5 protein-coding genes are annotated in these 6,851 nt (G+C 73.3%); all 5 read left to right on the forward strand.

Going from position 1 to position 6,851, the window contains the following annotated elements:
• On the forward strand, positions 1-449 hold a 449-nt coding region (gene sepF, locus AB0B41_RS34100), incomplete at its 5' end, for a cell division protein SepF (protein ID WP_358210739.1).
• A 3-nt stretch (positions 450-452) separates the two neighbouring features.
• The gene (locus tag AB0B41_RS34105) at positions 453-746 is read left to right on the forward strand and encodes a YggT family protein (protein WP_037041316.1); all 294 of its coding nucleotides are present in this window, start codon (positions 453-455) and stop codon (positions 744-746) included.
• A 53-nt stretch (positions 747-799) separates the two neighbouring features.
• The gene (locus tag AB0B41_RS34110) at positions 800-1,672 is read left to right on the forward strand and encodes a DivIVA domain-containing protein (RefSeq protein WP_358210741.1); all 873 of its coding nucleotides are present in this window, start codon (positions 800-802) and stop codon (positions 1,670-1,672) included.
• Positions 1,673-1,751: 79 nt separating this feature from the next.
• On the forward strand, positions 1,752-3,260 hold the full coding sequence (locus AB0B41_RS34115; protein ID WP_358210743.1) for a hypothetical protein: 1,509 nt from the start codon (positions 1,752-1,754) through the stop codon (positions 3,258-3,260).
• Positions 3,261-3,580: 320 nt separating this feature from the next.
• Positions 3,581-6,742 carry an isoleucine--tRNA ligase gene (gene ileS, locus AB0B41_RS34120; protein ID WP_358210745.1) on the forward strand — a complete coding sequence of 1,054 codons (3,162 nt, stop codon included), beginning with the start codon at positions 3,581-3,583 and terminating at the stop codon, positions 6,740-6,742.
• The last annotated feature ends 109 nt before the right edge of the window (positions 6,743-6,851 follow it).

Consider the following 6,851-nt stretch of genomic DNA (forward strand, 5'->3'; position numbering starts at 1 on the left):
GTGGGCTGACCGGCGGAGCGGGCGGCGGCCTTTCGGCCGCGTCCCCGGCGACCCGCGGCTCCCTGGCCGTGGACCGCGAGGAGTCCGTGCTGCGGGCCGCCCCGGAGCCGCCCGCGCCGGTCGCGGCGCCCTCCTCGGTGCCCGAGCAGCGGGACCGCGGCGCGGCCGCGCTGGCGCGCATCACGACCCTGCAGCCGAGCAGCTTCACCGAGGCCCGCACGATCGGCGAGCGGTACCGCGACGGCGTGCCGGTGATCATCAACCTGACCGATCTCGACGAGGCCGCCGCGCGCCGCCTGGTGGACTTCGCCGCAGGTCTGGCGTTCGCGCTGCGCGGATCCATCGACAAGGTGACCAGCCGCGTGTTCCTCCTGACGCCCGCCGACGTCGAGGTCTCGGCCGACGACGCCCGCAGGCTCGCAGAGCGGGGCCTCTTCCGACAGGATTAGGGCGTGCCGATCGCCCTCCAGTTCGTCATCTACTACATCCTGTTCTTCTTCTGGCTCCTGCTCGTCGCGCGCATCGTGGTCGAGCTGGTGCACTCGTTCGCGCGCGAGTGGGTGCCCGCCGGGCGTCCGGCCGCGGCCCTCGAGATGGTGTTCAGCGTCACCGACCCGCCCGTGAAGTTGTTGCGGAGAGTGATCCCCGTCGTCCGGATCGGGGGCGTCGGACTGGACCTCTCGATTATGGTTCTGCTGCTGGTGGTGTTCATACTGATGAGCATTGCCAGACCGGCGGTGGCGTGAGCCCCAGTCACCCGCCAGCCGGTTTGCCGCCGAGGACTGCATGAGGTGATCCGATGCCGCTGACGCCCGCCGACGTTCACAACGTCGCGTTCAGCAAGCCCCCGATCGGTAAGCGGGGGTACAACGAGGACGAGGTCGACGCGTTCCTCGATCTGGTCGAGGCCGAGCTGGCCCGGCTGATCGAGGAGAACGAGGACCTGCGCGAGCAGGTCTCCCAGCTCGAGCAGCGACTCGGCAACGCCGAGGCCGACCTCGAGGAGGCGCGTTCGCGCCCGCAACAGGGTGGGATGGGGGCCCAGGCCGGCCCGCCGCCCACGCAGCAGATCCGGCCCGTGGAGCCCCCGCAGCCGCCGCGTCCGGTCGAGCCGCAGCGCGGCATGGGCCCGATGGGCGACGGCGACGCCGGGGGCGGGGACCACCACGTCCAGGCCGCCAAGGTCCTGGGCCTGGCCCAGGAGATGGCCGACCGGCTGACCGCCGAGGCCAAGAACGAGGCCGACGCGATGCTGTCGGACGCCCGCGCCAAGTCGGAGCAGCTGCTCAGCGAGGCCCGGACCAAGTCCGACGGCCTGGTGAACGACGCGCGCGCCCGCGCCGAGACGATGCTCAACGACGCGCGGACCCGCGCCGAGACCCTCGAGCGGCAGTCGCGCGACAAGGCGTCCTCGCTGGTCAGCGAGGCGGAGCGCAAGCAGACCGAGATCATCGGCACCATCACGCGGGACAAGGGCGTGCTGGAGAAGAAGATCGACGAGCTGCGGACCTTCGAGCGCGAGTACCGCACCCGGCTCAAGACCTACCTGGAGTCGCAGCTGCGCGACCTGGAGGGTCGGGGGTCGGCTGCGCCGTCGGACGCCGCCCGGTCGAACGCCAACGGCGGGTACGCCGCCACCGGCTACGGCCAGCGCGCGGACGCCGGAAGCTGACGGCCCGGCCCGTCGTCCGAACGACTGGCGGGCGGCAGTGCGGCACTCGTGCCGCCGCCCGCCGTACACGGGGTGAACAGTGCTGCTGCTGGTTCTCGTTCTGGTCCTGATCGCCTTCGGCCTGCTGGTCGTGGCGCTGCTCTCGGGCAGCGTGCTCTGGGCGTGGATCTCCGTGGCCGTCTCCGTGGCGGCCGCGGTGGCCCTGCTGGTCGACTGGCTGCAGCGCCGCTCGGCCGTCAAGGCGGGCGCGGAGTCGCAGCAGCCCGCCGCCGGCGCCGCAGCGGCGCCGCAGGGCGGCCCGCAGGCGACGCGCCGTGACATCGAGCCGGTCACCGAGGTGCTCCCGGTCGTCGGGCAGGGCTCGCCCGGTCGGGTGCCCCCGCCGCAGGCCGGGGTGGAGCGTGGACAGTCCTCGTCGGACTCCGGCCCCGGTGCCGGGTCGGACGCGGAGGCCACCTCCGTGATGCCCCTCGTGGGACCGTCCGGCTCAGCCGAGCGACCGTCCGGCGCTGCGGGCGAGGACACCCGGTCGAGCGAATCTTTGTCACGCAACGTGACTGGTGACGAGGGTCATGCCGGCTCCACGGGGCGTCACGACTCCCCGTCGGGGGAGAGCGGCCCCGGGGCCGGTGCGGCGGTGGCGGCCGGTGCCGCCGGCGCCGCCGCGGGTGCTGCGGTCGCGGGCGTGGCCGCCGCAGCGCACGGGAAGCACGAGAGCGAGGAGCCGGTCTCCGGCGCCTCGACGCAGGAGCCCGCCTCGACGGGCGCCCGCGGCGAGCGCGCCCCGGAGCCGGCGGGTGCGTCGGCGTCCGGCGAGCGGTCCGCGGCGGAGCACGACGCGGACGGGCCCACGGACGCGGCCGCCCCCGCGGCACCGGCGTCCACCCCGGCGTCGGCAGCCTCCTCGGAGGCGGCGGAGCAGGCATCGGAACCCGGTCGGGCCGGCGGCACGGCGGCAGCCGGCCCGGCCGCTGGTTCCGGTGTCGCGTCCGGGGCGTCCCCGGCCTCGGCGGCCTCGGCGTCGGCGGCGTCCGCGGAGGGCGATGCCCGCGCGACGGACGCCGCGTCGGGCGAGACGACCACCGCAGCAGCGTCCGGGAGCACGTCCACCCCCGGGTCCGGCGCGGCGTCCGCCCCGGCGTCGGACATCGACGGCCCCACCGTGGCCACGCCGGCGCACACCGGCTCCGCGGCGCAGGCCGCGAGCCGGCCCGGCGCGCAGGTCCCGCAGGGGCAGTCGGGTCAGCCAGGTCAGCCCGACCAGCCCCAGGGGCAGCCGGCTCAGCAAGGCCAGCAGCCCGCCGGCGGTCCGCCGCCGTCGGGCTCGATGCCTCCTCCCGGGCCGCACGGCGAGCCCCCGGAGGAGCCGCGGGACGCCACGGTCGCGGCGCTGGTCGCCGAGCTCGACGACGAGGTCGTCGTGGTCGACGAGCAGCCGCGCTACCACCTCGCGGGCTGCCGGTCGCTGCCCGGCCGCCCGGTGATCCCGCTGCCGGCCAAGGAGGCCGTCGAGCTGGGCTTCACCCCGTGCGGCTGGTGCACCCCGGACCGCACCATGGCGGGCCGGCACCAGGCCGCGGCCCGCTGATCTCTCGCTGACCTGGACGAACGACGTCCTCGCTCGCGCCCGGTGAGCGCGGGCTCCGTCGACCTGTGCACCTCGCGGAATAACCGCTCGCCGCCCCGCGCTACCCTGGATCGCACAGGCACCGATCCGGCCATCACCGGGGAGCCTCCGGAAGAAACCCGGCGCGGCCGGGGAGTAGAACCGGACGGGTTCGGCCCGTCACAGCCGTCGAACGAGCGGTCCCGCGCGAGCGGGGCAAGCGGGGTGGTACCGCGGCTCAGCACCATCGAGTCGTCCCCGTGCAGCGACAGCCACGCACTGCACGAGGAGCACCGACCGCCATGAGCGAGAGCTACCCCCCGGTTCCCGCGCATCCCGCGTTCCCGCAGCTCGAGCGCGAGGTCCTCAAGTACTGGGAGGCGGACGACACGTTCGTCGCCTCCGTCGAGGCCCGCCCCGCCGGCGAGAACGGCAGCAACGAGTTCGTCTTCTACGACGGCCCGCCCTTCGCCAACGGCCTGCCGCACTACGGCCATCTGCTCACCGGGTACGTGAAGGACGTCGTGCCGCGGTACCAGACCATGCGCGGCAAGCACGTGGAGCGCCGCTTCGGCTGGGACACCCACGGCCTGCCCGCCGAGGTGGAGGCCGAGCGCCAGCTCGGGATCAACCACAAGTCCGAGATCGAGAGCATGGGCGTCGCCGAGTTCAACGAGGCGTGCCGCACCTCCGTGCTGCGCTACACCGGCGAGTGGCGCGACTACGTGACCCGCCAGGCCCGCTGGGTCGACTTCGACAACGACTACAAGACGCTCGACCTGGACTACATGGAGAGCGTCATGTGGGCCTTCAAGACCTTGTGGGACAAGGGCTTGATCTACTCCGGGTTCCGCGTGCTCTGGTACTGCTGGCGCTGCGAGACGCCGCTCTCGGCCTCCGAGACGAAGATGGACGACGTCTACCGGGACCGGCAGGACCCGGCCGTCACCGTCGGGCTGCGCCTGGTCAGCGAGGACCCGGAGCTGAACGACGCCCTGGCCCTGGTCTGGACGACGACCCCGTGGACGCTGCCGTCGAACCTCGCCGTGGCCGTGCACCCGGACGTCGAGTACTCGCTGCTCTCCGCGAACGGCGAGAAGTACCTCCTGGCGAGCGCGCGCGTCGGTGCGTACGCCCGGGAGCTGGGCGACGAGCCGGAGGTCCTGCGGACCGTCACCGGCCGCGAGCTGCTCGGCCTGAGCTACACCCCGCCGTTCGACTTCTTCGTCGGCCGGGAGAACGCCCACCGGGTCCTGGAGGCGGACTACGTCACCACCGAGGACGGCACCGGGCTCGTGCACATCGCGCCCGCCTTCGGTGAGGAGGACAAGGCGGTCACCGACGCGGCCGGCATCGAGGCCGTCGTGCCCGTGGACTCGCGGGGCGAGTTCACCGTCGAGGTGCCGCCCTACGCCGGTCAGCAGGTGTTCGACGCCAACCCGAACATCATCCGCGACCTCAAGAGCGGCGCGTCGTACGTGAAGGGCGTGCTGCTGCGGCACGAGACCTACGACCACCCGTACCCGCACTGCTGGCGCTGCGGCAACGCACTGATCCAGCGCGCGGTCGACTCGTGGTTCGTGCAGGTCACGGCGTTCCGCGACCGGATGGTCGAGCTCAACCAGCAGATCACCTGGGTGCCGGGCAACGTCCGGGACGGCCAGTTCGGCAAGTGGCTCGAGGGCGCCCGCGACTGGGGCATCTCGCGCAACCGGTTCTGGGGCAGCCCGATCCCGGTCTGGCAGTCCGACGACCCGCGCTACCCGCGCACGGACGTCTACGGCTCGCTCGACGAGCTGGAGCGGGACTTCGGGGTGCGCCCGGAGAACCTGCACCGGCCCTACATCGACGAGCTGACCCGCCCGAACCCGGACGACCCGACGGGCAGGTCGACCATGCGTCGCGTGCCGGAGGTGCTCGACTGCTGGTTCGAGTCCGGCTCGATGCCGTTCGCGCAGGTGCACTACCCGTTCGAGAACGCCGACTGGTTCGAGCACCACTACCCGGGCGACTTCATCGTCGAGTACAACGGCCAGACCCGCGGCTGGTTCTACACGCTGCACGTGCTGGCCACGGCGCTGTTCGACCGGCCGGCGTTCGCCAGCTGCGTGGCGCACGGGATCGTGCTGGGCGACGACGGGCAGAAGATGTCCAAGTCGCTGCGCAACTACCCGGACGTCAACGAGGTCTTCGACCGCGACGGGTCGGACGCCATGCGGTGGTTCCTCATGGCGAGCCCGATCCTGCGCGGCGGGAACCTGGTCGTCACCGAGCAGGGCATCCGCGAGGGCGTCCGGCAGGCGATCCTGCCGCTGTGGAACACCTGGTACTTCCTGTCGCTCTACGCCGGGGCGGCCGGGGTCACCGGGACCACGCGGACGGACCCGGAGCAGATGTCCGCGCACGTCCTGGACCGGTACGTGCTGGCCAAGACCGCGGACCTGGTCGACGGCGTGACCACGGCGCTCGACGTCTACGACATCGCCGGGGCGTGCGAGCAGATCCGCGACCACGCCGAGGTGCTCACGAACTGGTACGTCCGGCGCTCCCGGGACCGGTTCTGGGAGGGCGACCAGGACGCGATCGACACGCTGCACACGGTGCTGGAGGTGACCGCGCGCGTCGCCGCGCCGCTGCTGCCGCTCACCATGGAGCAGCTGTGGCAGGGGCTCACCGGCGGCCGGTCGGTGCACCTCGCGGACTGGCCGGCGGCCGCGGTGCTGCCGCACGACGCGTCGCTGGTCGCGGCCATGGACCGCGTCCGGCAGGTGGCCTCGGCGGGGCTGTCGCTCCGGAAGGCGCGCAAGCTGCGCGTCCGGCTGCCGCTGGCCTCGATGACCGTGGCCGCCGCCGACGCGGAGACCCTCGCGCCGTTCGCCGACATCCTGCGGGACGAGGTGAACGTCAAGGAGGTCGTGCTGACCACGGACGTCGCGACCCACGGCCGCTTCGAGCTGACGGTCAACGCCCGCGCCTGCGGTCCCCGGCTGGGCAAGGAGACCCAGACGGCGATCAAGGCCGTGAAGGCGGGGGACTGGACCGCGAACCAGGACGGCACCGTGACGGCCGGCGGCATCCGGCTGCTGGAGGGCGAGTTCTCCGAGCGGCTGCTCGCGGCGGACCCGCAGTCCACCGGGGCGCTGCCCGGCAACACCGGGTTGGTCGTGCTCGACACGGACGTCACGCCGGAGCTGGCGGCCGAGGGCACGGCGCGGGACGTGGTGCGCGCGGTGCAGCAGGCCCGTCGGGACGCCGGGCTCGAGGTCTCGGACCGGATCGCCCTGACCCTCGACGCGCCGTCGCCGGTGCTCGACGCCGTCCGGGCCCACGAGGCCTTCGTGGCCGGCGAGGTCCTGGCGACGAGCGTGACGTACGCCGAGCTGGCCGAGCCGACCGGCACCGGCGGCGTCTCCGACCCGTCCGGGAGGAACGCCGAAGTGAAGGTCGCCGTCGCCAAGAACTGATCCTCGTGAGTGGCGATAGTCGCCATGGCGACTATCGCCACACACAGGGGGGGTTTGGGTGTTGCACCCGGGGGGGTGGAGGCGAGCCGGGGGGGGAGCGGGAGAGCGG

Source organism: Pseudonocardia sp. NPDC049154, assembly GCF_040648315.1.
Classification (GTDB): domain Bacteria; phylum Actinomycetota; class Actinomycetes; order Mycobacteriales; family Pseudonocardiaceae; genus Pseudonocardia.